The organism is Stenotrophomonas genospecies 5 (assembly GCF_054473825.1).
Map to the genome: position 1 here is coordinate 612265 of NZ_JBTMUW010000001.1, position 24922 is coordinate 637186.

The 24922-nt window shown below is 67.8% G+C and carries 23 protein-coding genes; 17 read left to right on the forward strand and 6 right to left on the reverse strand.

What is annotated here, in order from left to right; genetic code table 11:
• Window positions 1-89: 89 nt before the first annotated feature.
• The 3 genes from ACX9OW_RS03000 to ACX9OW_RS03010 form a co-directional block, all read right to left on the reverse strand.
• Window positions 90-2159 (reverse strand): EAL domain-containing response regulator, encoded by a 2070-nt coding sequence (locus ACX9OW_RS03000; RefSeq protein WP_197572103.1) that lies wholly within the window; start codon window positions 2157-2159, stop codon window positions 90-92.
• A gap of 91 nt (window positions 2160-2250) precedes the next feature.
• A complete protein-coding gene (locus ACX9OW_RS03005) occupies window positions 2251-3435 on the reverse strand; it encodes a BaiN/RdsA family NAD(P)/FAD-dependent oxidoreductase (RefSeq protein WP_065181314.1) in 1185 nt (394 codons plus the stop codon).
• The gene (locus ACX9OW_RS03010) at window positions 3432-3980 is read right to left on the reverse strand and encodes a YaeQ family protein (RefSeq protein WP_053517781.1); all 549 of its coding nucleotides are present in this window, start codon (window positions 3978-3980) and stop codon (window positions 3432-3434) included. Before ACX9OW_RS03010 ends, ACX9OW_RS03005 begins: the two co-directional genes overlap by 4 nt.
• A gap of 124 nt (window positions 3981-4104) precedes the next feature.
• Between ACX9OW_RS03010 and ACX9OW_RS03015 the strand changes: the two genes are divergently transcribed.
• Window positions 4105-4986: a pseudouridine synthase gene (locus ACX9OW_RS03015; protein WP_065181315.1), complete on the forward strand. Its 882-nt coding sequence runs from the start codon at window positions 4105-4107 to the stop codon at window positions 4984-4986.
• Window positions 4987-4999: 13 nt separating this feature from the next.
• Here ACX9OW_RS03015 and ACX9OW_RS03020 read toward each other — a convergent pair whose 3' ends face one another.
• A complete protein-coding gene (locus ACX9OW_RS03020) occupies window positions 5000-5491 on the reverse strand; it encodes a YaiI/YqxD family protein (protein ID WP_053517778.1) in 492 nt (163 codons plus the stop codon).
• 303 nt (window positions 5492-5794) lie between these two features.
• Between ACX9OW_RS03020 and ACX9OW_RS03025 the strand changes: the two genes are divergently transcribed.
• The 15 genes from ACX9OW_RS03025 (at window position 5795) to pcaC (ending at window position 20503) form a co-directional block, all read left to right on the forward strand.
• On the forward strand, window positions 5795-6004 hold the full coding sequence (locus ACX9OW_RS03025; RefSeq protein WP_005416210.1) for a cold-shock protein: 210 nt from the start codon (window positions 5795-5797) through the stop codon (window positions 6002-6004).
• A 146-nt stretch (window positions 6005-6150) separates the two neighbouring features.
• Entirely contained in the window at window positions 6151-6840 is a 690-nt protein-coding gene (locus ACX9OW_RS03030; protein WP_459061902.1) for a glutathione S-transferase, read from the forward strand.
• Between the two features lie 31 nt (window positions 6841-6871).
• Window positions 6872-8437, forward strand: coding sequence for a protein adenylyltransferase SelO (locus ACX9OW_RS03035; RefSeq protein ID WP_459061903.1), 1566 nt, complete (start codon window positions 6872-6874; stop codon window positions 8435-8437).
• 273 nt (window positions 8438-8710) lie between these two features.
• Entirely contained in the window at window positions 8711-10222 is a 1512-nt protein-coding gene (locus ACX9OW_RS03040; protein ID WP_459061904.1) for a NosD domain-containing protein, read from the forward strand.
• A gap of 22 nt (window positions 10223-10244) precedes the next feature.
• The gene (locus ACX9OW_RS03045) at window positions 10245-11534 is read left to right on the forward strand and encodes a carbohydrate porin (RefSeq protein ID WP_459061905.1); all 1290 of its coding nucleotides are present in this window, start codon (window positions 10245-10247) and stop codon (window positions 11532-11534) included.
• A complete protein-coding gene (gene aroD / locus ACX9OW_RS03050; RefSeq protein ID WP_459061906.1) occupies window positions 11534-12421 on the forward strand; it encodes a type I 3-dehydroquinate dehydratase in 888 nt (295 codons plus the stop codon). The genes ACX9OW_RS03045 and aroD overlap by 1 nt, the downstream gene beginning before the upstream one ends.
• A 53-nt stretch (window positions 12422-12474) precedes the next feature.
• A complete protein-coding gene (locus tag ACX9OW_RS03055; protein ID WP_262218403.1) occupies window positions 12475-13791 on the forward strand; it encodes an MFS transporter in 1317 nt (438 codons plus the stop codon).
• A gap of 169 nt (window positions 13792-13960) precedes the next feature.
• Complete coding sequence (locus ACX9OW_RS03060; protein WP_053517770.1) at window positions 13961-14641, forward strand: 3-oxoacid CoA-transferase subunit A; 681 nt, start codon at window positions 13961-13963, stop codon at window positions 14639-14641.
• Window positions 14638-15285, forward strand: a complete 648-nt coding sequence (locus ACX9OW_RS03065) for a 3-oxoacid CoA-transferase subunit B (protein WP_459061907.1) — start codon at window positions 14638-14640, stop codon at window positions 15283-15285. Before ACX9OW_RS03060 ends, ACX9OW_RS03065 begins: the two co-directional genes overlap by 4 nt.
• A 1-nt stretch (window position 15286) precedes the next feature.
• Complete coding sequence (gene pcaF, locus ACX9OW_RS03070; protein WP_459061908.1) at window positions 15287-16501, forward strand: 3-oxoadipyl-CoA thiolase; 1215 nt, start codon at window positions 15287-15289, stop codon at window positions 16499-16501.
• 67 nt (window positions 16502-16568) lie between these two features.
• Window positions 16569-17279, forward strand: coding sequence for a protocatechuate 3,4-dioxygenase subunit beta (gene pcaH, locus ACX9OW_RS03075; RefSeq protein ID WP_053517767.1), 711 nt, complete (start codon window positions 16569-16571; stop codon window positions 17277-17279).
• A gap of 4 nt (window positions 17280-17283) precedes the next feature.
• Window positions 17284-17847: a protocatechuate 3,4-dioxygenase subunit alpha gene (pcaG, locus tag ACX9OW_RS03080; protein WP_111185632.1), complete on the forward strand. Its 564-nt coding sequence runs from the start codon at window positions 17284-17286 to the stop codon at window positions 17845-17847.
• A gap of 90 nt (window positions 17848-17937) precedes the next feature.
• Entirely contained in the window at window positions 17938-19281 is a 1344-nt protein-coding gene (locus ACX9OW_RS03085) for a 3-carboxy-cis,cis-muconate cycloisomerase (RefSeq protein WP_459061909.1), read from the forward strand.
• A 25-nt stretch (window positions 19282-19306) separates the two neighbouring features.
• The gene (gene pcaD / locus ACX9OW_RS03090) at window positions 19307-20092 is read left to right on the forward strand and encodes a 3-oxoadipate enol-lactonase (RefSeq protein ID WP_164152931.1); all 786 of its coding nucleotides are present in this window, start codon (window positions 19307-19309) and stop codon (window positions 20090-20092) included.
• 24 nt (window positions 20093-20116) lie between these two features.
• Window positions 20117-20503: a 4-carboxymuconolactone decarboxylase gene (gene pcaC / locus ACX9OW_RS03095; RefSeq protein WP_459061910.1), complete on the forward strand. Its 387-nt coding sequence runs from the start codon at window positions 20117-20119 to the stop codon at window positions 20501-20503.
• 115 nt (window positions 20504-20618) lie between these two features.
• Here the strand turns inward: pcaC and ACX9OW_RS03100 are convergent, their stop codons facing one another.
• On the reverse strand, window positions 20619-21476 hold the full coding sequence (locus tag ACX9OW_RS03100) for an IclR family transcriptional regulator domain-containing protein (RefSeq protein ID WP_197572672.1): 858 nt from the start codon (window positions 21474-21476) through the stop codon (window positions 20619-20621).
• A gap of 101 nt (window positions 21477-21577) precedes the next feature.
• On the reverse strand, window positions 21578-24001 hold the full coding sequence (locus ACX9OW_RS03105; protein ID WP_459061911.1) for a membrane-bound PQQ-dependent dehydrogenase, glucose/quinate/shikimate family: 2424 nt from the start codon (window positions 23999-24001) through the stop codon (window positions 21578-21580).
• Between the two features lie 296 nt (window positions 24002-24297).
• Between ACX9OW_RS03105 and ACX9OW_RS03110 the strand changes: the two genes are divergently transcribed.
• The gene (locus ACX9OW_RS03110) at window positions 24298-24837 is read left to right on the forward strand and encodes an adenine phosphoribosyltransferase (RefSeq protein WP_053517758.1); all 540 of its coding nucleotides are present in this window, start codon (window positions 24298-24300) and stop codon (window positions 24835-24837) included.
• Window positions 24838-24922: the final 85 nt, after the last annotated feature.

Here is a 24922-nt window from a genome sequence, read left to right on the forward strand (position 1 = left end):
ATGGCCCGGCGCTAGCAGGCTCGTCGTGCATGGGCCGGCGTTACCCCGGCGCCCCTTGGTAGCGCCGGGCCATGCCCGGCGATGCGGGATCACCCGAAGTCGAAACTCATCGTCGGCAGCGCCGGACCGACGAAGTCGCCCTGCACGTAGTCCACGCCTGCACTGAACAGCAGCGTCATGGAGTTGGCATCGCTGACGAACTCGGCGATGGTGCGGATACCGGCCTCCTGCGCGCGCGCCGTGATCTGGCTGATGCGGTCGATGTTCTCGCGGGTCGCCGCCAGGTCGCTGGTGAATCCACGGTCCAGCTTGAGGAACTGCGGCTGGAAGTGGGCCAGCAGCTGGAACGAATCCAGGCCGGACCCGAACTGTTCCAGGCCGATGCGGCAGCCCAGCGGGGCCACGGCGGCCAGGAACTGCTGGGCGCTGCGCAGGTGGGTGAACACCTTCGCTTCCGGCGCATGCAGCCACAGGCGCTCGCCCGGAACCCCGTGCGCTTTCAGTTCACCACGCAGGGTGGCAATCATCTGCGGGTCGTCGAACGATTCGGGGGTGACCTTCACCAGCATCTGGGTGGCGCTGCCTTCGCGCGCGCGCTGCCCCAGCACCGTGATGGCCTTGGACACCACCCAGCGGTTGATCTCGGCCAGCAGCCCGTGTTCCTCGGCGATGCCAAGGAAAGCGGTGGGACTGAGCAGTTCACCGTTGTGCTCCAGTCGCAGATAGGCTTCGTACAGCTCCAGTGGCTCGCCCTGCAGGTTCAGTACCGGCTGGTAATGCAGCTGGAAGCCGTCGCCGTCCAGGGCTTCGCGGATGCGGCCGACCCATCGCTGCACACGTTCTTCCTCGACCCGATCGACCGCGGCCGGATCGAAGATGCGACAGGTGTTGCCCAGCTCGGCGGCCGCCTGCGTGCACTCGCTGGCACGCGCCAGGACCTGGCCGATACTGGCGATCTTCTCGCCGACCTGGACACCGCCGATGCTCACGGTGACCGTGGCCGAACGCGCGCCGATGCTGAACACATGGGCGGCATATGCCTCACGGATGCGTTCGGCCAGTGCCACGGTCTGCGCATAGGGGCCGGCCTGCAGCACGGCGAAGCTGTGTTCGCCGAAGCGCGCCAGCTGTGCGTCCTCACCCACGATATCGGCCAGCAGGGAGGCCAGCGCGCCGATGAGGGTATCAGCCGAGGCCAGCCCGATGTCCGGCATCAGCCGCGCATAGTGGTCGGGCTCGACCAGCAGCAGGCCGAACTGGCCCTCGCTGCGGCCAGCCTGGGCGACCGCACTTTCGACCTGCAGCATGAAGGTCGGCCGGTTCAGCAGGCCGGTCACCTGGTCGCGCTGGCGAAGATCCTCGACCTCTCGGGCCAGTTCCGGGTCGAACTCGATCCGGCGGCGGAACACGACCTGCAGGCAGGATTCGCCCTCATAGGTGGCTGCGGTGAATTCCATCGTTGCCGGAAACGCACTGCCATCCTGGTGGCGTGCATCGAGCTGGTACTGCGGTGGTGGCGCTTCGCCGCGGCTGAGGCTCTTCAGCAGCTGCTTGAAGTCATCAACATGCTGGGCGGCCACCATGTCCAGCAGCGAGATGCCCTCGATGTCGTCGAAATGCTCGTAGCCGAACATGTCCAGATAGGCATCGTTGGCGCGGATGTGCATGCCTTCGTGCACATAGGCGATGGGTTCGCGGGAGGAGGCAATCAGCGCGTCGCAACGGCGCTCGGTCTCGCGCATCTGTGCCTCGATGCGGCGCAGCCCGCGGCGCGCCTGCAGGTCGACCCACTGGTCGCGGACCACCGCCAGCAGATGCTCCGGCCGTTGACGGAGGGCAAGGGCGCGGATGCCATGGCTGCTGGCCTGGACCAGCTCATCCTCGTCGATGCGCTCGGCCAGCAGCACCAGCGGAATGTCCTTGCCACTGGCCGCGATGTGCTGGGCCACCAGCGGCAGCGGGATGCCCTGCGAGGGCGAGGCCAGCACCAGATCGATGGCCTGGTTGGCCAGCACCTGCGACAGCTCGGCCGAATCCTGCGGGCGCCAGGGGCGCACGGCGATGCCGCTGTTGCGCAGCGTGCTGACGATGGCTTCCGCATTCTCGCCGCTGTCGTCGACGATCAGCAGGCGGATGGTGATGTCGTTCGCGTTCTGCATGCACTGCTCCCCAATCTGCGGATCTTGATACACGATGCACGGCGAGCCGTCCATGCGTGCAGGCATCCCGCACCCCGAACGGCGATGCGGTTCACACCACGCTGCCGGCGGCGTGGCCGCTGGCCCAGGCCCACTGGAAGTTGTAGCCGCCAAGCCAGCCAGTGACGTCCAGCACTTCGCCGACGAAATGCAGGCCCGGCACGCGCTTGGATTCCATCGTGGAGGACGAAACGTCGGCGGTGTCCACGCCGCCCAGCGTGACCTCGGCGGTGCGGTAGCCTTCGGTGCCACTGGCCACCAGCGGGAACGCACCCAGCAACTGCGCAGCCTGGCGCAGCTGGGGCTCATCCAGCTGCCGTACCGGGCGGTCCGGCAGCCAGTGTTCGCACAGGCGCTGGGCCAGGCGCTTGGGCAGGACCTCGGCCAGCACCGTGCGCAGTTCGGCGGCTGGCCGCTCCTGCTTCATCCGTCGCAGCCACTGGCCGGCATCCTGGCCGGGCAGCAGATCCAGTTCCAGTGCGTCGCCGGGTTGCCAGAAGGAAGAGATCTGCAGGATCGCCGGGCCGCTGACGCCACGATGGGTGAGCAACATGGAATTCTGGAACTGCATGCCGTTGCAGCGCGCCTCGATCGGCAGGGCGACACCGCTCAGGTCGGCCAGGCGCTCCTGGTGCCTGCCGCTGAGGGTCAGCGGCACGAGTCCGGCGCGGGTCGGCAGCACGGCATGCCCGAACTGGCGTGCAATCTCGTAGCCGAAGCCTGTTGCGCCCAGGCTGGGGATGGACAGGCCACCGGTGGCGACCACCAGCGAGGCGCAGTGGAACATCCCCTGCGTGGTGTGCACACGGAAGCCATCCGCCCCGTGCTCGATGCGCTCGACGCTGCAGTGGGTACGGATGTGCGCACCCGCTGCCTGGCACTCGTCCACCAGCATCTTCACGATCTGCTTGGACGAAACGTCGCAGAACAGCTGCCCCAGCTCCTTCTCGTGATAGGCGATGGCATGGCGCTCGACCATCTCGATGAAGTGCCAAGGCGTATAGCGGGCCAGCGCCGATTTGCAGAAGTGCGGATTGGCCGACAGGAAGTTGGCCGGGGTGGTGCCGGTGTTGGTGAAGTTGCAGCGGCCACCGCCGGACATCAGGATTTTCTTGCCGATCTTGTTGGCGTGATCGATCACCTGCACCTGGCGGCCGCGCCGGCCGGCGGTGATCGCGGTCATCAGGCCGGCGGCACCGGCACCGATCACCACGACGTCGCAGCGCGTCGTACTCATGCCTTGGCGCGCTTGCGCCAGGTGGGGATGATGTCGAGCTGGATCTGGTCGTTGAGGATCTGCACCTCGCCGTCCTGGATCAGCACGCTGAAGCGCATGGCACGCTGGATCTGCTGGCCCCACTGCTCGACGAAGGTGCCATCGAGGTCGATCACCGACAGGTTGTCGAAGCGCGCCAGGCCCTTGCCCTGCTTGCCCCACCAGATGTCGGACGCATTGCCGCCGTAGTTGACCACCTGCACCTGGCGGCTGCGATTGCTGGCCTTGCGGATACGGGATTCATCGGGGTGGCCGAGGTCGATCCACTGCAGGATGTCGCCGGTGTAGTCGTGCTGCCACAGGTCCGGCTCGTCATCCGTACTCAGGCCCCGGCCGAATTCCAGGCGGTCGTCGGCGTTGAGGGCGAAGGTGAGCAGGCGCACCATCAGGCGCTCGTCGGTTTCCGACGGATGCTGGGCCAGGGTCAGGTTGTGGGTCGCGTAGTAGCCGCGATCCATGTCGCTGATCTGCAACTCGGCCTTGCGGATGGTGGCGGTGAGGGCCATGGGGGATCCGTCGACTAAAGAGGACAATGATAGAGGTTTGCTGCAGGGGTGTCCGTGGCCGGGGTGTCTGCCGCGCGTCAACGGTGGCACGCTTGCGGTTCCTGTTGCCGCCGGAGCGGACGCGATGACCCTGCCCAGCCGGCTGCAGCTGCCACCCGGCCATTGGCCGACCCTGCTCGACGGCCTGTGCGCACGCTTTCCGCGCATCGACCGCAGCCAGTGGCAGGACCGGTTCGCGCGCGGACGGGTACAGGATGCGCAGGGCAGGGCGCTGGCGGCGGACCAGCCGTGGCAGGTGGGGCTGGAAATCCTGTATTTCCGCGAGGTCAGCCACGAGCCGCGCATTCCGTTCAACGAGACGATCCTCTACCAGGACGAGCATCTGCTGGTGGTCGACAAGCCGCACTTCCTGCCGGTGACCCCGGCGGGTGCCCATGTCCGCGAAACCCTGCTGGCGCGGCTGGTGGCGCGGACCGGCAACGCGCAGCTGGCACCGCTGCACCGCCTGGACCGGCTCACCGCTGGGCTGGTCCTGTTCTCGCTGCGACCGGAGTCGCGCGATGCCTACCAGCGCCTGTTCCGCGAGCGCCGCATCGACAAGACCTACGAAGCGCTGGCCCCGGCGCTGCCGGCGCTGGACTTCCCGTTCGAGCGCCACAGCCGCATCGGCCCGGCACAGCCGTTCTTCCGCATGGGCGAAATGGAGGGCGAGCCGAATGCGAGTACCCGCATCGAGGTGATCGACGCGACAGGTCCGGTCTGGCGCTACCGCCTGCAGCCCAGAACCGGTCGCAAGCACCAGTTGCGCGTGCACATGGCGGCGCTGGGCGCGCCCATCATCGGAGACGACCTGTATCCGCAGCTGCGTCCGGCCGCGAGCGGGGCGCAGGCGCCGCTGCAACTGCTGGCGCGGGCGTTGTCCTTCGACGATCCCCTGAATGGGGAACGACGGGTGTTCAGCAGCCAGCGTCAGCTGGGCCTGGAGCTGGGCCCAGTGGTGGCGTGAGCCGGGCCCCGCCTCATCGCGCCACGCGGATGCGGGCCAGCCAGCGGTCCAGCGCGCTGCCGAACGCCTGGCGGTCGCGCGCATGCAGGGGAGGCGGGCCCCCGGTCTGGACGCCGGCGCCGCGCAGCTCTTCCATGAAATTGCGTACCGACAGGCGCTGGGCGATGGTGTCGGCGGTGAACAGCTCCCCGCGCGGATGCAGGGCCAGCGCGCCTCGTTCGAGCACCAGCGCGGCCAATGGAATGTCCTGGGTGACAACCAGATCGCCGGCGGCGACCCGTTCGACGATGGCGCTGTCAGCAACGTCCAGGCCCTGCGGCACCTGGAGGGAGCGGATCCAGCGCGAGGGCGGGGTGCGGATCCACTGGTTGGCGACCAGGGTCAACTCCAGGCCGACCCGCTCGGCGGCCCGGAACAGGATGTCGCGGATGACAACGGGGCAGGCGTCTGCGTCCACCCAGATGCGGGGACGGGGCAGTTCAGCCGGGGTTTCAGCTTCAGTCATTTACCCAGTGTAGGGTAGGAAAAACCTGAATGGGTCCCCGGATCCGGGCCCGACCGACTGCCAGCCCTTGCCACGCCTAGCGGGGGCGGGGTGGCGATGAATGCCGGGGCTATCGCTTTTTGGGGAAAACACGCGTATCGTGCGACCCACTGTGTTTGCTAGGGTCACCGTGAATCGTGGCCTGGTGCAGTTGATCTCACGATCCACTCATCGATCCGCTTTACCAACGCCTGCAACTCAGTCTCGGCCCCGATACCCGGTGGCTGCGATTTTTTTCAACATGTGTTTCAGGAGTTAGTAAATATGTCTGAACGTCAGACCGGCACCGTCAAGTGGTTCAACGACGCCAAGGGCTTCGGCTTCATCACCCCGGAAAGCGGCCCGGACCTGTTCGTGCACTTCCGCGCCATCCAGGGCACCGGCTTCAAGACCCTGCAGGAAGGCCAGAAGGTCACCTTCATCGCCGTCCAGGGCCAGAAGGGTATGCAGGCTGACCAGGTGCAGGCGGTCTAATCCGTCTGCTGCCCTCGGGTAGCCAGAACGCCGGAAGCGCAAGCTTCCGGCGTTTTTTTTGCCTCGGCGGGAGCAGGCACGGATCGAATCCACAGGCGCATGCGTGCAGGCGCGTTACGATGCTTGCACCCCTCTGGAGTTCCTTCATGCGCATCGTCCATCACCTCGAGAATTCCCGTTCGCTGCGCGTGCTGTGGATGCTGGAGGAGCTGGGGCTGGACTACGAACTGCGCCGTTACCCGCGCGACCCCAGAACGCTGCTGGCACCGCCGGCACTGCGCCAGGTACATCCGCTGGGGAAATCACCGGTGCTGCAGGACGGCGAGCAGGTGCTGGCCGAATCCGGCGCCATTCTTGATTACCTGGCTGACCGCTACGACACGCTGCGGCAGGTGTCGCCGTCGCCGATACCCGCCGAAGGTGCCGAGCGCATGGCCTATCGCTACTGGCTGCACTACGCCGAAGGCTCGGCGATGCCGCCGCTGCTGCTGACGCTGGTGATGAGCCGCATCCGCAACGCGCCGGTGCCGTTCTTCGTGCGCCCGATTGCCCGCAGCATCGCCGACAAGGCCGAGCAGAGCTTCGTCGGCCCGCAGCGCCGCCTGCACCTGGACTGGATGGAGCGCCGCCTGGCCGAGAGCCCGTGGTTCGCGGGTGAGCGTTTCACCGCGGCCGATATCCAGATGAGCTTCCCGATCCAGGCCGCAGCGGCGCGCGGAGGCGGACTGGACGACAAGCCGGCGCTGCGCGCGTTTCTCCAGCGCATCGGTGAACGCCCGGCCTACCAGCGCGCTGAAGCGCACGGCGGATCGCTGCAGGCGCTGCGCGGCGATTGAGGTCGGCGGCGTCCATCCCCATGTCAGGGCCATGGACAGCCCCTTCCCGCGATTCGACAACCGTCTGCTGACCGTCCTGCCGGGCGACCCGGAAGCCGGGCCCCGCCGGCGTGAAGTCCGAGAGGCGGCCTGGTCGTCGGTGATGCCGACGCCGGTCGCCGCGCCGACCCTGCTGGCCTGGTCGCCGGAGGTCGCCGCTCTGCTCGGCATCGATGTGGCTGAAGTGTCGAGCGGCACGTTTGCCCAGGTATTCGCTGGCAACGCGTTGTATCCGGGCATGCAGCCGTGGGCCGCCAATTACGGCGGGCACCAGTTCGGTCACTGGGCGGGCCAGCTTGGCGATGGGCGGGCGATCTCGCTGGGCGAGCTGGTTGCGCCGGATGGCCGGCACTGGGAACTGCAGCTGAAGGGTGCAGGCCCGACCCCGTACTCCCGTGGCGCCGACGGTCGCGCGGTGCTGCGCTCGTCGATCCGTGAATTCCTGTGCAGTGAGGCCATGCACCACCTCGGTGTACCGACCACGCGTGCGCTGTCGCTGGTCGGTACCGGCGAGCACGTGGTGCGCGACATGTTCTATGACGGCCGTCCGCGAGCCGAGCCCGGCGCGATCGTATGCCGTGTGTCGCCCTCGTTCCTGCGTTTCGGTTCGTTCGAACTGCCGGCCTCGCGCGGTGAGACGTCACTGCTGCAGCAACTGGTGGATGCCTGCATCGCCCGTGATTTCCCCGAACTGGCAGGGCAGGGTGAGGCGCTGTACGGTGACTGGTTCGCGCAGATCGCGGTGCGCACCGCCGAGATGATCGCGCATTGGATGCGTGTCGGTTTCGTGCATGGGGTAATGAACACCGACAACCTTTCCGTGCTCGGCCTCACTCTCGACTATGGCCCCTATGGCTGGGTCGAGGACTTCGATCCGGACTGGACCCCGAACACGACTGACGCACAGGGCCGTCGCTACCGCTTCGGAACGCAGCCGCAGGTGGCGTACTGGAATCTGGGGCGGCTTGCGCAGGCGCTGTCGCCCTTGTTTGCCGACGTCGCGGCGTTGCAGGCGGGCCTTGCTGCCTATCAGGCCACCTTTGCCGCCTGCACGCGTCGCGATGCGGCGGCCAAGCTTGGCCTGGCAGCTGCCGATGATGCCGATCTGCAGCTCTACCAGCGCTGGCAGCAGCTGCTGCAGGACGGTGGCATGGACATGACCCTGTCCTGGCGCGCCTTGATGCGGATCGATCCGGCATCGCCCGATCCGGCGGCACTGGCTGAGGTCTATTACGACCGGGAGCGGCAGGAGGCCGTGCAGGTGCCGCTGCGGCAGTGGCTGCAGGACTACGCCGCGCGATTGCGGGCGGATCCTCTTCCGGCCGCCGAGCGCCTGGCGAAGATGGGCGCGGCCAATCCGCTGTACGTGCTGCGCAACTGGTTGGCGCAGGAAGCGATCGACCGTGCGGAACGAGGGGACATGGGCGGCGTACACGCCTTGCAGGACGTGCTGCGCGATCCGTACACCCAACGCGCCGGACGTGAGCATTTCGCCAGCAGGCGCCCGGCCTGGGCCGACGACCGCGCCGGCTGCTCGATGCTGTCCTGCAGTTCCTGACCGGTGCTACGGCGCAGCCGTGCGCTTCGCCTGGCAAGTGCCAGTGCAGCCTTCCCTACAACGATGGTCGTACCCATTCAGTGCGATATTCGCACGCGTAGTCGATTACCGCACTTGAATGGTGCAGTGCGATAAACCTAATTTCACTTCCGCAGATTCAAAGCAGTCCAAGCGATCCACCCCTGGCGGGGCGAGGGCAGCACCCGACCCGGTGCTGAAGCCAGGTGCAGGGGAAGACCGCAGGATTTCCCTTCACCTGTGCGGAGTGATCGCATGCGCCGTCGCTTGTCCATTGTTTCTCTGTTCCTGCTCGCCCAGTTGCCGACCCTGGCGTTGGCCTACCAGGCCGAACCGCCGCGCGGGCCCCTGCAGGTGCTGCGCGTGGACCGCTACGCCGACGACACCCGTCCCGGCTCCCTGCGCTGGGCGATCACCACCGCCAACACTGCGCCGGGTCGCTATCGCATCGAGATCGACGCGGTGGGTACCGCGCCCCATGTGATCAAGCCGACCTCGCCGCTGCCGGAGATCAAGGGGCCGGTGCAGATCATCGGCACGTCCTGGGACCGCGATGGCCAGTTCGTCGCCATCGACGGTTCGGCCTACGTCACCGGCACCGGCACCGACGCCTGTCCGGGCGCCGAACCGGGCCAGTCGGGCACCAACGTGCGCACCACCACGCTGCCGGGGCTGGTCCTGCGGGATACCCAAGGCGTTGAACTGGCCGGTCTGGAGATCCGCAATTTCTGCATCGGTGTGCTGGTCAACCGCTCCAGCCACAACGAGATCCACGACAACCGCATCGTCGCCAACAAGGGCGGCGCCGGCATCATGCTCACCGGGGACGACGGCACAGGGCAGTCCACTGCCACCACCACCGTGCACAACCGCATCGTGCGCAATGAATTCCTCGACAACGGCGATGGACTTGAGCTGACCCGTGGCGCGGCCTGGAACCTGGTGGCCGGCAACCTGTTCCAGTCCACCCAGGCCAACCCGGAACCGTCGCAGGGCATCGAAATCCTCTGGGGCAACGACAACAGCGTGGTACACAACCGCTTCGTCGATTACTCCGATGGCCTGCAGATCAACTGGGGCAACCGCAACTACATCGCCGCCAACACCTTCACCGGCAATTCGCTGGGCCTGAGCATCACCGGCAGCGGCAACGTGGTCGATGGCAACATCATCACCGGCAATGGCATCGGCATCGGCGTGCGCCCGCAGCCGGTCAGTGCGCCGAACCGCTTCACCGCCAACCGCATCTTCGGCAACGGCCTGCCGATCGAGCGCTGCGAGGCCGGCGGCGCCTGCGTGAAGGGCCAACCGCGCGGCGCCATCGTGTTCGGCGTGCCGGGCCTGGAACACGCCAGCTTCGTCGGTTCCCGTGGTCGTGGTGTCGACAATGATCCGTCCAAGCGTGCGCGCATCTGCTCCGCTGCCGGCCAGACCGACTGCCAGCCGCTGCCGAACCTGGGCCAGGTGGCACCGCAGCTGACTGTCGTGCAGGGCAAGGGTACGCAGCGCCAGTTGATCGGTCGTTTCCAGGGCACGCCCGACAGCCGTTACCAGGTCGAAGTGTTCGGCAACCGCGCCGCCAGCGGCAGCGAGGCCGAGTGGGTGCTGGGCAGCGTGCAGGCGCGCACCGATGCGCAGGGGCAGGGCCGTTTCACCTTCCCGCTCGGCGCCGCGGCAGATGCTGCGGCTGCCGGCAGCCTGACCGCCACGGTCACCTCGGCGCAGGGCGCCACCTCCCCCCTGAGCGCGCCGCTGTCGCTGCGCTGATCATCTCCACTAGACCGCGATCATGAACCTTGCGAACCCTGTTTCCCTGGCCGTCCTGGCCACCGCACTGCTGCCCTGCATCGCCAGCGCGCAATCGAGCAACCGCTATGAAGGCAGGACGCTTACTGGTGACTGGGGCGGCACCCGCACCGATCTGTTCGAGCGTGGCATCGCCTTCCGCGGCGACTACGTGGGTGAAGCCATGGGCGTGGTCGATGGAGGCTACGGCGAAACCGGTGCGCGCTATGCGCAGCAGGTGCGCGTTGGCGTGGACCTGGACATGGGCACGCTGGCCGGCTGGAACGGCGGTGCCTTCCACTTCACCCTCAACGACCGTCGCGGCCGCAGCACCTCGGTGGACTTCGTCGGCAACCGCTTCCCCATCCAGGAAGCGTACGGCGGCCAGTACACGCGGCTGACCGAACTGAGCTACGACCAGACCTTCAACGCGGGGCAGTCGTACTACAAGCTGGGCTATTACGCGATGGGCAACCAGTTCGGCCTGCACAGCCTGCTGACCCACTTCGTCAATGCGGCGTTCTGCGCGCACCCGCTGGCGATGTCGGGCAACAGCGGCTGGTACAACTACCCCGTGGCACGCTGGGGCGGTGAGTTCGCCCAGCAGGTCAGCCCGGCCGTCAACGTTCGCACCGGCTGGTTCCAGGTGAATCCGAACCTGGGTGGCAACATCGAACGCAACGCGTTCCGTCCGCTCGCTTCCGGTACCACCGGTTCGCTGTTCCCGGTGGAAGTGACCTGGACCCCGGCCAAGGGTAGCCGCTACGCGGGCGTCTACAAGTTCGGCGGTTACTACGACACCTCACGCGTGGACAAGCGCGGTCTGGATGCTTCGCCGACGACCGGGCGCCACGGCGCCTACGTGCTCGCCGAGCAGCGTCTGACCCGGGAATCGGCCGATCCCAGCCGCGGCCTGACTGCGTTCGCGCAGTACATGGTGTCCGACACCGACACCGCGCAGATCAAACGCTGGTATGCGCTGGGCGGGGTTTACCAGGGCATTGGCTCGCGCGCCCAGGACAGCATCGCGCTGGGCTACGTAGGCGCCGACATCAACAACCGGCTGGTCGATGCGCGCCGGGCCACGCTGGCCGCCGGTGGCGTGCCTGGCGATTCGCCGCTGTACAACCTCAGCCAGGCCGAGGAGCTGTTCGAACTGTCCTACAGCGTCCAGGTAAACCCGTGGCTGATGATCCGCCCGGATGTGCAGTACATCGTCAACCCGGGCACGTTCAACTACAGCGGTACCGACAACGCCTGGGCCGTGGGCGTACAGGCCAAGGTGACCTTCTGATGGCCATGCGCTCCTTCCATGCTCTGGTGACCGCCATGAAGTTTCCGCTCGCTCCGGTTGTGCTGGCCGGTGCACTGTGCGCCGTCCCGGCGCTGGCCCTGGCCGCACCGCCGCCGGCGGTACTGCAGGTCGGCCAGTTGCGTATCGGCGAGGGCCATCCCCGCACCATCGTGCCGATCACTGGCGCCACCGCTGACGTGGCCCTGCAGCAGGCGGCGGCCATCGCTGCCAGCAAGGCCACCGACATCGCCGAGTGGCGCATCGACTACCTGGACATCGCCACCGATGGCAAGGCGCTGGTCGCGCTGGGCAAGCGCATCCAGGCCACGCTGGGCGGCAAGCCGGTCATCGTGACGTTCCGCACCAAGGCCGAGGGCGGCGCCAAGCCGATCAGCGATGCCGACTACGGCGCGCTCTACGCCACGCTGCTGCGCGGCGGCGTGGCCCAGCTGATCGACGTGGAGATGTTCCGTGATCCGAAGGTGGTGCAGGCGCTGGTGGCGCAGGCGCACAAGGCCGGCGTGAAGGTGGTGATGTCCAACCATGACTTCCACGCAACGCCGCCCCGCGATGAGATCGTCGCGCGCCTGCTCAGGCAGCAGGCGCTGGGGGCGGACGTGCTGAAGATCGCGGTGATGCCGCGCGACGCAGGCGACGTGCTGGCCCTGCTCGATGCCACCTGGCACGTGCGCCAGCAGAGCGACAGGCCGCTGCTGACCATGTCGATGGGGGGCACCGGTGTGGTCTCGCGCCTGGCTGGTGAAACCTTCGGCCAGGCGCTCACCTTCGGCATGATCGGCACTCCGTCGGCACCGGGCCAGGTCGAAGTCGATCGCCTGCAGGACGTCCTGCAGGTCATCCATGCATCCAGCCAGGCCGGTCACTGAGACCTTCCCCGCCGGACGTTCCACCGCATCACGCTGTTGCAGGAAACCGCCCCATGAGCCACGCCGCCCCCGCACCCTCGCTTGTCCTGGAACGGATGAGTCCCTTCCAGTGGACCGCCATCGCCATCTGCGTGCTATTGAACATGCTCGATGGCTTCGATGTGATGGTCATGGCCTTTACCGCGCCGCATGTGTCGGCGGACTGGGAGCTGTCGGGCAAGGTGCTGGGGATGATGCTCAGCGCCGGCCTGGTCGGCATGGCGCTGGGCTCGTTCCTGCTGGCGCCGCTGGCCGATCGCTGGGGCCGGCGGCCGATGATCGTGTGCTGCCTGCTGATCCTGACCAGCGGAATGGCGCTGTCGGCGCTGGCTGCCAACGCCTGGCAGCTGGGCGCGCTGCGCGTGTACACCGGCATCGGCATCGGCGGCATGCTGGCCGGCGTGGGCGTGATCACCGCCGAGTACGCCAATGCCAAGTGGCGCAGTACGGCGGTCGCGCTGCAGGCCACCGGCTATCCGATAGGCGCCACCGCCGGCGGTCTGCTGGCGGCGTGGATGCTGGAACACTGGTCCTGGCACAGCGTGTTCCTGATCGGCGCCGCGGCGTCGCTGGTGTGCATTCCGCTGGTGCTCAGGTGCCTGCCCGAATCGCTGGATTTCCTGGTTGCGCGTCGCCCGGCCGATGCGCTGCCGCGCCTGAACGCACTGCTCTCGCGCATGCGCATGCCGCAGCTGAAGGCGCTGCCGCCGGCGCCGCTGCGTGATGGCCAGCGGCAGGGCTATGCGGCGCTGTTCGTGGGTGACCTGCGGCGCGTCGCGCTGCTGATCGCGTTGGCCTTCTTCCTGCACATGTTCGCCTTCTACTTCGTGCTGAGCTGGACGCCGAAGCTGCTGGTCTCTGCCGGTGTCTCCGCCCAGCAGGGCATCACCGGAGGCGTGCTGTTGAACCTGGGCGGCATCGTCGGCGGCAGCCTGTTCGGCTGGCTGGCCTCGCGCTGGTCGCTGTCGAAGCTGACCGCCGGTGCGCTGCTGCTGGCGATGGTGTCGATGCTGGGCTTTGCCGCCTTCAACACGCAGCTGGGCATGGCCTTCCCGTTGGCGTTCGTGATCGGTGCAGCACTGTTCGCCGCGATGGCGGGCCTGTATGCCGCGGCGCCGGTGGTGTTCGCCGCGCAAGTGCGAACCACCGGTCTGGGCTGGGCCATCGGCATCGGCCGCGTCGGTGCGATCCTCTCGCCGCTCACGGTGGGTGTGCTGGTGGATGGCCACTGGCGGCCCTCCGCGTTGTATGTGCTGTGCGCGCTGCCGCTGCTGCTGGCGGCCTGGGCGTGCCTGGGTCTGCGCGTGGGCGTGGGCCGGAACCAGCGTTGAACCGCGAGGGAGTCGTCGACTCAATGTGCGATTATCGAATCAGGAGTGCGAATATCGCATTGACCGGACGGGGTGCCATGGCGACCATGTCGAGGCCGTGTTTTCCCTTCGCAGTGGCTCTGAAGCGAGGCGGTGATGACCGCTGGCGCGCAGGGCAAGGAGCAATGCAGTGATCGACAAGACCGTGGCCAGCGTGGAAGCAGCGGTGGCCGATATCCATGATGGCGCCACCGTGATGATCGGCGGCTTTGGCACGGCGGGCATGCCCGACGAGCTGATCGACGCGCTCATCGCACAGGGTGCGCGCGAGCTGTGCATCATCAACAACAACGCCGGCAACGGCGATACCGGCCTGGCCGCGCTGATCAGGCACAAGCGCGTGCGTCGCATCGTCTGCTCGTTTCCGCGCCAGGCCGATTCGCAGCATTTCGACGCCGCCTACCGCGCCGGTGAGATCGAACTGGAGCTGGTGCCGCAGGGCAATCTGGCCGCGCGCATCCACGCGGCGGGTTCCGGCCTGGGCGCGATCTTCACCCCGACCGGCTACGGCACCGAGCTGGCGCAGGGCAAGGAGACGCGTGAGATCGACGGGCGTCACTTCGTGCTTGAGTACCCGCTGCACGCTGATTTCGCGCTGATCAAGGCCGACCGCGGCGACCGTTGGGGCAACCTGGTGTACCGCAAGACCGCACGCAACTTCGGCCCGCTGATGGCGATGGCCGCGCGCTGCGCCATCGTGCAGGTGCGTGAGGTGGTGCCGCTGGGTGAACTGGACCCGGAGGCCGTAGTGACCCCGGGCATCTTCGTGCAGCGCGTGGTGCCGGTGGCCGCAGCGGGGGTGCAGGCATGAACAAGCTCAGTCGCGAACAGATGGCCGCGCGTGTGGCGCGTGACATTCCCGAAGGTGCCTACGTCAACCTGGGCATTGGCCTGCCGACCACGGTGGCCAATTTCCTGCCGGCCGACAAGGAGATCTTCCTGCAGTCGGAGAATGGCCTGCTGGGCATGGGACCGGCGCCGGCGCCTGGCCGGGAGGATCCGGATCTGATCAATGCCGGCAAGCAGCCGGTCAGCCTGCTGACCGGGGGCTGCTATTTCCACCATGCCGATTCGTTCGCGATGATGCGTGGCGGCCACCTGGATATCTGCGTGCTGGGTGCCTTCCAGGTCTCGGTGCAGGGCGACCTCGCCAACTGGAGCACCGGGGCCCCCGATGCGATTCCGGCCGTGGGCGGCGCGATGGACCTGGCCATCGGTGCCAAGCAGGTGTTCGTGATGATGGACCTGTTCACCAAGAAGGGCGAGAGCAAGCTGGTGACCGAGTGCAGCTACCCGTTGACCGGGCTGCGCTGCGTGTCGCGCGTGTACACCGATGTGGCGGTGTTCGATCTGGGGGCTGATGGCGCGACCGTGCTGGAGATGGTGGAAGGGATGGATATCGGACAACTGCGTGAACTGACCGGCCTGCCGCTGGCACTGGCCGAGGGAGCCTGAGATGAGCCTGCACGAGACCTACATCGTCGATGGCATCCGTACCCCGATCGGTCGCTATGGTGGAGCGCTGTCCGGCGTGCGCGCCGACGACCTCGGCGCGATTCCGCTGAAGGCACTGCTGGCGCGCCACCCGCAGCTGGATCCGGCGCTGGTCGAGGACGTCTACCTCGGCTGTGCCAACCAGGCCGGCGAAGACAACCGGAACGTTGCGCGCATGAGCCTGCTGCTGGCCGGCCTGCCGGTGACGGTGCCGGGCAGCACGATCAACCGCCTGTGCGGGTCGGGCCTGGATGCGATCGGCACGGTGGCCCGTGGGATCGCCACGGGCGAGCTGGGTCTGGCCATTGCCGGTGGTGTCGAGTCGATGTCACGCGCGCCATTCGTGATGGGCAAGGCGACCTCGCCGTTCGCCCGCGACCAGCAGATTGAAGACACCACCATGGGCTGGCGCTTCATCAACTCCCGCCTGCGCGAGCTGCATGGCGTGGAGACCATGGGCCAGACCGCCGAGAACGTGGCCGAGCGCTACGCCATCAGCCGCGAGGACCAGGATGCGTTCGCGCTGCGCAGCCAGCAACGCACCGCCGTCGCGCAGGCGCGTGGATTCTTCGATGGCGAAATCGAGGCGGTGGAGGTGCCGGGCCGCAGGCGCGGCGAGACCGTGATTGTCGACCGCGATGAACATCCGCGCGGCGATACCGCCGCAGACGCCCTGGCTGGACTGAAGCCGCTGTTCCGGCAACCCGGAACGGTGACCGCAGGCAATGCCTCGGGCATCAATGATGGTGCCGCGGCGTTGCTGCTGGCGTCCGGTGCGCAGGTCAAGGCGCTGGGCCTCACCCCGCGCGCACGCATTCTCGGCTTTGCCAGCGCCGGCGTGGAGCCGGCAATCATGGGCATGGGCCCGGTGCCGGCCAGCCAGAAGCTGATGACGCGCCTGGGCCTGACCATTGCCGATTTCGATGCCATCGAACTGAACGAAGCCTTCGCCTCGCAGAGCCTGGCCTGCATGCGCCAGCTGGGCCTGGCCGATGATGCCGCGCACGTGAACCCCAACGGCGGCGCCATCGCACTGGGGCACCCGCTGGGCATGAGCGGTGCGCGCCTGGCCCTGACCCTGCTGCGCCAGCTGGAAGCCACCGGGGGCCGGCGTGGCCTGGCCACGATGTGCATCGGCGTGGGGCAGGGTGTAGCCCTGGCCATTGAGCGCGTGTGAGCCCCAACGAACCCATGATCTGCACGACAGCCGCGGCCTGCGGGCCGCTCGCCAACAGGAGTACGCCATGAGCGATCCCACTCAACTGCGCGGCTACCGCACGCCGTATCCCGGCAGCCAGCCGCCGCGCATCCACCTGCCGTATGCCTCCACCGCGCTGCGTGGCCCGGGTACCGATCCGATCGCCATCCCGGTGACGCTCTCGGAAGTGACCGGCCCGAGCATCAACCGCATCACCCTGGGTGAGCACGCCGCGGACCTGACCGCAGGTTTCCCCGGCCAGCCGCAGGGCGAGCGCATCATCGTCAGCGGCCGCGTGCTGGACGAGAATGGCCGCCCGGTGCGCAACACCGTGGTCGAGGTATGGCAGTGCAACGCTGCTGGCCGTTACCTGCACAAGGGTGACCAGCACGATGCACCGCTGGATCCCAACTTCAAGGGCACCGGCCAGGTGCTGACCGACAGCGAAGGCCGTTATCGCTTCACCACCATCAAGCCCGGCGCCTACCCGTGGCGTAACCACTACAACGCCTGGCGCCCGGCGCACATCCATTTCTCCCTGCATGGCGATGGCATCGGCCAGCGGCTGGTCACGCAGATGTACTTCCCCAACGACCCACTGCTGGCGTTCGATCCCATCTACAACTGCGTGGACGATGCCAACGCGCGCGAGCGCATGGTGTCCTCGTTCGATTGGGAAACCACTACCAACGAATTCGCGCTGGGTTACCGTTTCGACATCGTGCTGCGCGGTCGCAAGATGACCGTCTGGGAGTAAGACCATGAGTTTCCAATCCACTCCGTGGCAGACCGTCGGCCCGTACTACCGCCTGGGCCTGGAACCGCTGTACCGCACCGACATCGCCCCGGCCACCGCGCAGGGCGAACGCGTGCACGTGCAGGGCCAGGTGTTCGATGGCAATGGCGTGCCGGTGTCCGATGCCGTGCTGGAAATCTGGCAGGCCGACGCACAGGGCATCTATGCCCATGGCGAAGACCCGCGCCGCGACGACCACGACCCGGCCTTCGATGGCTGGGGCCGCGTGCCGACCGATGAGCAGGGGCGGTTTGCCTTCAGCACCGTCAAGCCGGGCCGCGTGCCGGGCCTGCGCGGCGAGCCGCAGGCACCGCACCTGATCGTGCTGGTGTTCATGCGTGGCCTGCTGCAGGCTGTGCGGGGCCGCATCTACTTCAGTGACGAGACCAGCAATGGCGAGGACGGCATCCTCGCGCTGGTACCGCCCGAGCGCCGTCACACGCTGGTTGCGCAGGCGCAGGGCAAGGGTCTGTACCGGTGGGACGTGCGCATGCAGGGCCCGGATGAGACGGTCTTCTTCGCCTACTGATCGCGGCGCGCGCGACGCGCCTTCCGGCCACTCCACGCCCGCACGCAGCGGGCGCGGGTAAGCTGTGGCCACCCAGGATGGACTGCACCGATGAGCCTCTCCCCAACGCTGCTGGGCGGTCTGTTCGGCGATTCTGCCGTCGACGCCGTGTTCAGTGATCAAGCGCGCCTGCAGGCGATGCTGGACGTCGAGCGCGCGCTGGCACGCGCGCAGGTGCGGTGCGGGGTGATTCCCGCCACTGCACTGGCCCCGATCGAAGCGGCCTGCCGCGCCGATCTGTATGCGCTGCCGGCGCTGTCGGCCGCCACCGCGCAGGCCGGCAACCCGGCCATTCCATTGGTCAAGGCGCTCACTGCGCAGGTCAAGGCGAATGATGCCGAAGCCGCGCGCTGGGTGCACTGGGGCGCCACCAGCCAGGACATCATCGACACCGGCGCCGTGTTGCAGCTGCGCACGGCGGTCGGTCAGGTGCAGGCGCGACTGCAGGTGCTGTGCACGGCGTTGGCGCGGCTGGCCGAGGCCGAGCGCGGCACCGGTCTGCCGGGACGCACGCTGCTGCAGCAGGCCGTGCCGGTAACCTTCGGGTTGAAGGCCGCCGGTTGGCTTGATGCCCTGCAGCGCAGCCAGCGGCGCCTGGATGCGCTGGCCGAAGACACTCTGGTGCTGCAGTTCGGTGGCGCCGCGGGCACGCTGGCCTCGCTGCAGACGCGCGGGTTGGACGTGGCCGAAGCCCTGGCTGCCGAGCTGCAGTTGCCGCTGCCGGCGCTGCCCTGGCACACCGCACGTGATCGTATCGCCGAACTGGGCAGCGTGTTCGCGCTGCTGACCGGCAGCCTCGGCAAGATCGCCAGCGATATCGTGCTGCTGATGCAGTCCGAGGTGGCGGAGGCCTTCGAGCCGGCCGGGGAGGGCAAGGGGGGCTCCTCGGCGATGCCGCACAAGCGCAATCCGGTGGGCTGCGTGGCGGCCATCGCCGCCGCCACGCGCGTGCCGGGCCTGCTGTCCACGTTGTTCAGCGCCATGCCGCAGCCGCACGAGCGCGCGGCCGGGCAGTGGCATGCCGAGTGGGAGACCGTGCCGGAGATCGTCCGCCTGTGTGCGGGCAGCCTGGCCCAGGTGGACATGGTGGTGCAGGGCCTGCAACTGGACCGCGCACGCATGCGCCAGCATCTGGACAGCCATGGCGGCCTGCTCTACGCCGAGGCCGTGGCGGTCACCCTGGGCGAGCGTATCGGCAAGTCGGCCGCGCACGCCCTGGTGGAGCAGGCCGCGAAGCAGGCGCTGGCGCAATCGGAGCATCTGCGCGACGTGCTGGCGCAGACGCCGGAAGTCACCTCGCAGCTTTCCGCTGCACAACTGGATGCCCTGTTCGCTGCCGACAGCTGGCGCGGCATGGCCGATACCTGGATCGACCGCGTGCTCGCGCGCGGCTGATCCCACGTTCACCGCTGGAGCACGCATGCCCTTCCTCGACCTTCCGCAGCACCGCCTGCATTACCAGACCGAGGGCCGTGCCGACGCGCCATGGCTGACGTTCTGCAATTCGCTCGGTACCGACCTGGGCATGTGGCAGCCGCAGGTGGATGCGCTGGCCTCGCAGTATCGAATCCTGCGTTATGACCGTCGGGGCCACGGCCAGTCCAGCGCTCCGCCCGGCTTGTACACCGTGGCCGAACTGGGCGCCGACGTGCTGGCCCTGTGGGATCACGTGGGCGTCGAGCGCAGCCATTTCTGCGGTCTTTCGATCGGTGGTCTGACCGGGCAGTGGCTGGGCGTGCATGCGGGCAACCGGCTGCGCACGCTCACCGTGGCCGCCACCGCGGCGAAGATCGGCACGCTGGAGAGCTGGCAGGCGCGTATGGCCCAGGTCCAGCACGATGGCTTGTTGCCCCTCGTGGATGGCACCCGCGAACGCTGGTTCACCGCTGCCTTCGCACAGACCCATGCCAGCCAGGTGGAAGAGATCCTGCAGGTATTCCTGGCGACCCGCGTCGACGGTTACGTCGGCTGCTGCAACGCTGTGGCAACGGCCGACTTCCGCGATGTGCTGGGCCGCATCGGCGTGCCGCTGCTGGCCATTGCCGGTGATGATGATCCGGTGTGCGTGCCGACCGATCTGCAGGCAATCGCCGAGGGCGTGGCCCATGGCCACTACGCCGCTGTCCCGGGCCGCCACATCTGCAATCTGGAGTCGCCGCAGGCATTCACTTCCGCACTGGCTGCGCATCTTTCCGCGCAGCACTGACCCCCGCATAACAGGTAGACCACGATGGACGAACAGGAACGCTACGAAGCCGGCCTTGCGGTGCGCCGCCAGGTGCTGGGCGAGGCACACGTTGAACGCTCGCTGCAGGCGCGCACCGATTTCACCACCGAATTCCAGGACTTCATCACCCGCACAGCGTGGGGCACGGTGTGGACGCGCGAGGGGCTGCCGCGGCATACGCGCTCGCTGCTGACCATCGTGATGATGGTGGCGCTGGGCCACGACGAGGAGTTCAAGCTGCACATCCGTGCCGCCCGCAACAACGGCGTCACGCCGGAGCAGATCAAGGAAGTGCTGCTGCAGGCTGCGATCTACTGTGGCGTGCCTGCGGCCAACCACGCCTTCGCGCTGGCTAAGCCGATTCTGGAAGAGCAGGACGCCGAGGGCTGATGCCGGTTCCGCCGGGCGTGGCCCGGCGCTACCGGGCCGCGTTGTGGTAGCGCCGGGCCATGCCCGGCGAGCGCAGCGGCCGACGATGACGCAGGGCCATGCCCGTCGGCGTGCCTCAATTCAACAACGTGCCCAATCGCTGCGCCGCTTCACGCAGGCGCGGCAGCAGCTGGGTCTGCATCACGCCCAGACCGATACGGCCCGCCTGGGTGCCGATGTTCAACGCACCAATCACGTCACCGCTGCGCGAACGCACAGGCACTGCGATCGAGCGCAGGCCGATCTCCAGTTCCTGGTCGACCAGGGACACACCTTCGCGGCGCACCTTCTCCAGCGTGTCCAGGAAATCATCCATGCGGGTGATGGTGCGCTCGGTGCGCGGCCGCAGCGGATTGCGTTCCAGATAGCCTTCCAGCGTGTCGCGCGGCAACGCCGCGAGCAACACGCGGCCCATCGATGTGCAGTAGGCAGGCAGACGGCTGCCCGCGCGCAGTCCAATCGACATGATGCGTACGGTTTCCGCACGTGCCACGTACAGGATGTCGTCGCCGTCCAGCACGCCCAGCGAGCAGGATTCATGCACGTCGTCGCGCAGGGCATCGAGCACCGGCTGCGCTGCGGCGGTCATCGACGACGACGCCACATAGGCACCGCCCATGCCCAGCACTCGCGGCAGCAGCACGTAGCCACGGCCCTGTTCGCCGACATAGCCCAGCTTTTCCAGCGTATACAGCACGCGCCGCACCGCGGCACGCGAGATGCCGGTATCGGTGCTGATCTGTGACATGGTCACTTCGCGCGGGTGCTGCGAGAACACGCTCAGCACGGCCAGGCCGCGACCGAGCGATGTCATGAAGTCCGGATCGCCCTGGTTGTCCTGGATCTGCTGCATCAGCTCATGGGCCAGGCCACGGTCCTGCGGCGGGACAGGAGCGCGCTTGGGGCGACGGCTGGGAGGAACGGCGGCAGGCATGGCAGCAGCTTTCATCGGGTTCGACCTTGCATGGTAAGCGCTCGCACCAGCAACCGGTACCCGGGTAGCGCCGCCCGGCAGGCGACGCTACGGGGCAGGGTTCACCTGCGCTCGGGCAGCGCGTAGGCAATCACGTAATCGCCGCGGTCCGGCGACTGGCGGGCGCCACCGGCGGAGATCACCACGTACTGACGGCCGGTCTTTGGCGAGACATAGGTCATCGGCGTGCCCTGGCTGCCCACCGGCATGCGTGCTTTCCACAGCTCATCGCCGGTACGGCTGTCGTAGGCACGCAGGTAGTAATCCTGCGTGCCCGCGAAGAACAGCAGGCCTGACTGGGTGGCCAGCGAACCGCCCAGGGTCGGCATGCCGATCGGGATCGACAGGCCCATCTTGATGCCCATCGGACCGGTGTCCTTCACCGTGCCCACCGGTACCTGCCAGACCAGTTTGCGGGTCGCCAGGTTGATCGCCGACATCGTGCCGAACGGGGGCTTCTGGCAGGGAATGCCAAGCTTGGACAGGAATCGGTCGCGCAGCGAACCATAGGGCGTGCCGGTCTGCGAGGCCGCGCCCATTTCCACGCCGCCGTCGCCGCTGCTCATCTGCGCGCGCGGAATCAGCTTGGTCCACAGGCCCAGGCGCATGTCATTGACGAACAGATAGCCGGTGGTCGGGTCGACCGAGGCGCTGCCCCAGTTCATGCCGCCCAGCGAACCCGGCCATTGCAGCGCCAGGTCTTCGCCCGGCGGCGTGTACATGCCGTCGTAGCGGAACTGCTTGAACTGGATGCGGCACAGCATCTGGTCGATCGGGGTGGCTCCCCACATGTCCGACTCGGTCAGCGTTTCCGCGCCGATCTGCGGCAGGCCCACCGACAGCGGCTGGGTGGCGGCGTAGCGCTCGCCCTCGGCGTTGCCCTGCGGCGCCGGAATGTCGCGCACTTCGCTGATCGGCACGCCGGTCTGCCGGTTGAGCATGAAGATCTGCCCGGCCTTGGTGACCTGCAGCAGCGCCGGCAATGTGCCGCCCTTGCCGTCGGGTACATCGATCAGGGTCGGCTGTGCGGGCAGATCGTAGTCCCACAGATCGTGGTGTACGGTCTGGTACACCCAGCGTTCCTTGCCGGTGGCGACGTCGAGCGCGACCACGGCAGAGCTGTACTTGTCGTCCTGCGGCGTGCGTTCGCCGGCCCACTGATCCGGCGTGGTGTTGCCGGTGGGCAGGTAGACCAGGCCCAGTTGCGGGTCGTAGGCCATCGACGTCCACACATTCGGCGTCGCACGGGTGTAGTGGATCGACGGATCCAGCGGCACGTCCGGGGTCTCCTTTGAAAGATCCCAGATCCAGACCAGCGCACCGGTGCGCACGTTGTACGCACGCACCACGCCGGACGGTTCACCCACTTCGATGTTGTCGGCCACCCGACCGCCGACCACGATCAGCTCGCCCGCCACCAGCGGCGCGGCGGTGAGGGTGTAGAAACCGGGCTTGATCTCGCCCATGCCGACCTTCAGGTCGACCACCCCGTTGCTGCCAAAGTCCGGGCAAAGGGCACCGGTGTTCGCATCCAGCGCGAACAGGCGGGCGTCGATGGAGGTCATCAGGATGCGCTTCCCGCACAGCGCCGGGCCGGTGCTCGCCACGTCAGTGGCCGGCACTGGTGCCGGTGCCGGTGTAGCCGTCGTCGCGGCGGCCGGTGCGGTAGTCGCATCGAAATAGCCCAGGCCCCGGCAACGCTGCCAGTTCGGTGCGGTGGCCTTGGGATCGAAGGCCCAGCGCTGCTTGCCCGAATCGGCATCAACGGCGATCACCTGGTTGTGCGGGGTGCACAGGTACAGGGTGTCGCCGATCTGCAGCGGGGTGTTCTGGTCTTCGGCGCCGAAGCCGTTGCTTTCCGGTACATCGCCGGTGCGCGCGGTCCAGGCCACCTGCAGCTCTTTCACATTGGCCGGGGTGATCTGGTCCAGTGCGGCAAAGCGGGTACCGGCGGTGGTATTGCCCCAGTGCATCCAGTCGCGCTGTTCAGCGCCCTTGGCCACGGGCACTACGGGGGGTGTGGTGCCCTGCGCCGCCTGCACGGGACGCGGCTGGAACGCTGCGAATGCAGTACCCAGCAGACCCACCAGCAGCACTGCAGCCACGCCATAGGCGCCGCGACCGGCCACCTGGCCGCGGCTGCGGCGCAGCACCGGCCAGGCCAAGGCGACCAGCAGGGCGAGCACGGCGGGCATCACCAGGCGCGAAACCAGCGGCCAGAAATTCCAGCCGGCATCCACCAGCGCCCACAGCAGCGTGGCCACGAACGCCAGGCCGTACAGCAGCGCACCATTCGGCCGGCGCATCACCAGCAGCACGCCGGCCACGGCAGACGCCACACCCATCAGCAGGAAGTACCAGCTGCCCCCCAGCTGCACCAGGCGTACGCCGCCGACCAGCAGAGCCAGGCCGAACAGCGTCACCAGGATGCCGAGCAGGATCACTAGCACACGGCACAGGGCCGGAACCTTCGTCGTCTCGTCCACGTTGCATGAACCTCATTGCAGGAACCCGCGCGGAGGCGGGGAAGCCCCGCACGCGCCAGGCGTGGCGGGGGCCGACGGCATCCAGGGCGGCTGCGGGCCGTGACGGCGTGCAGGCGTCGATCTGCTTATGACGCAAGGCGGGTGAATTACCGATCACGGCGATTATCGCACGCGTGTGCGATTTTTGCGTGATGCTGTGGCGCCATTGATGGAACGCAGCGGCGCGAAGATGCCGGGAACGGGCAGCGTACGGACGAACCGGTTACCCTATGCCGCCATACAAGCTGGTAGCTGCAATGACCGACGCCACCGTGGCCGTCCCCGCGTGGGCCTCGCGCCTGCGCGACATCGCCGATTTCCCCAAGCCCGGCATCCTGTTCAAGGACATCATGCCGCTGCTCGCGCACGGCGAGGACTTCCGTGATGCCATCCGCGCGATGGCCGACCGCTGGCGCGACCAGAAGCTGGACGCGGTGGTGGGTATCGAATCGCGTGGTTTCATCCTGGGCGCCGCGATGGCACTGGAACTGGGCGTCGGCTTCGTGCCGGTGCGCAAGCCGGGCAAGCTGCCCGGCCAGGTGCTGCGCGAGGAATACACACTGGAGTACCGCAGCGACTGCATCGAAGTGCATGCCGATGCGCTGGCGGCCGGCGCGCGCGTGGCGATCATCGATGACGTGCTGGCGACCGGCGGCACGCTGGTGGCCGCATTGTCGCTGGTGCGCCGGCTGGGCGTGGACGTGGTCGGTGCTGGCGTCCTGGTCGAGCTGGATGGCCTGGGTGGCCGCGCCCGTTGGCAGGCGGACCTGCCGCTGCACACCGAGCTGGTGTTCTGAGACTGCCGCCGGGCATGGCCCGGCGCTACCGGCTTTGGAACTGTCGCCGGGCATGGCCCGGCGCTACCGGCTTTGGAACTGTCGC